This is a genomic window from Phenylobacterium sp. (assembly GCF_030693805.1).
Classification (GTDB): Bacteria; Pseudomonadota; Alphaproteobacteria; order Caulobacterales; family Caulobacteraceae; genus Phenylobacterium.
The window spans coordinates 1-1317 of the sequence record NZ_JAUXZW010000044.1; the positions used below are offsets into that span (position 1 = coordinate 1).

The window sequence follows — 1317 nt, forward strand, 5'->3', positions numbered from 1 at the left end:
CACTACGACGCGTTCGCACCGACAACCCCTGGCGTCTTCGACACGCTGCTGTGGAACGAGCAGGAAGCGTTGACCGAGTTCACCCGGGGCAATGTGGCGCTGAAGCTGGGCGGTGAGTGGTTCACGCCCCCTTTGAGTTGCGGCCTCTTGCCAGGTGTGGGCCGGCATCAACTCCTCAAAGAGGGCCGGTTGCGAGAAGCTGTGATCACCCGCGCCGACCTGAACCAAGCGCAAGCGATTGCGTTCTTCAACAGCCTGCGCGGGTGGATAGACACCAAGTTAAGCGCCAAGCTGGCCTGAACCCAGAACCAGAGCTTGTCAGGGGCCGGTGCGTGAGGTGGGCAACTGTGTGACCCAGGGCGCGAAGGCCTCAAACACACGCAGCGGCTGCCGCCTGCGCCAGAACACGGAGCTGCGACCCCAGATGGGTAGCTCGAACGCATATGCGGATTGGCCAGCCACCAAAGAGATCTGGCCAGTGGCCTGTCGCACCCATTGAGTCACGGGACCCTGCCGCTCCAGCCGATGGGGCACCAGCTCACTCCGATCCAATGACCGCCCCTCGAACAGCAATTCGGCAAGTGGCCGTGTTCCCAGACCGGCCAATGACTTCCAGGCGCCGTGGAACGCCGGGATAGGGGTCACGCTGCGCGCCCACACCGCCGCTCTGCCATTGAGCAGCAGGATGACCTCGCGGGCGTAGGCACAGCGGCAGTTCAAATCCCCTTGCTCTGCCGGCCACAGCGCGGCAGCACCCTGCTTCACCACGATCACCTCCACCGCCCCATGCGCGCGCAAGCGCGCGGTCAACGACCCGCCCGCGAACAGCCATGCGTTGATCGATGGAACAGCAGATCGGAGCATGTGCGCGCGCGTGCGGTGTCGAAGCTGGCTCACGGCAGACAAGGTACGGGGAATGAAGAAAAAAGAAGCGCAGGGAAAGCAGGGGAGGGTGGCAGCGTTCTGCCGTCAAGGCTTGCCAACCTCTCGTGACGCGCTGGCCGCATCGGCGCCGCTGCGCCAGGCCTCTGTGTCGTCGAACTGCCGTCCACAGCCGTCGCACACCAGCGTTTTGGTGGGGCGCAAGGTGCCCGCCTGGTCGCGCGCGATCAGGTGGTGGTAGCTGGTGGCCGCACAGAAGTGGCAGCGGTTGGCGGGGTGAGGCGAGTCAGAATTCATGTCGTCGCGGTTATACCGCAGGGCCATCGCATCCGGACTGCTTTCCGTCAACGGGCACCCACGCATATGCTGGGTATGTTCTTCGAAATGTCTTGAGCAACGATTGCGGCGAGGCGACACCCCGCTACCATCACCACA

At 64.1% G+C, this 1317-nt stretch carries 3 protein-coding genes; 1 reads left to right on the forward strand and 2 read right to left on the reverse strand.

The window, feature by feature from the left end:
• The coding region (locus Q8M88_RS01980) for an aminotransferase class IV (RefSeq protein WP_305594551.1) at positions 1 to 300 on the forward strand (300 nt) is incomplete at its 5' end.
• An 18-nt stretch (positions 301 to 318) separates the two neighbouring features.
• On the opposite strand, the gene Q8M88_RS01985 is transcribed toward Q8M88_RS01980, so the two are convergent.
• A complete protein-coding gene (locus tag Q8M88_RS01985) occupies positions 319 to 864 on the reverse strand; it encodes a chorismate lyase (RefSeq protein WP_305594553.1) in 546 nt (181 codons plus the stop codon).
• 105 nt (positions 865 to 969) lie between these two features.
• On the reverse strand, positions 970 to 1317 hold a 348-nt coding region (locus tag Q8M88_RS01990; protein WP_305594555.1), incomplete at its 5' end, for a hypothetical protein.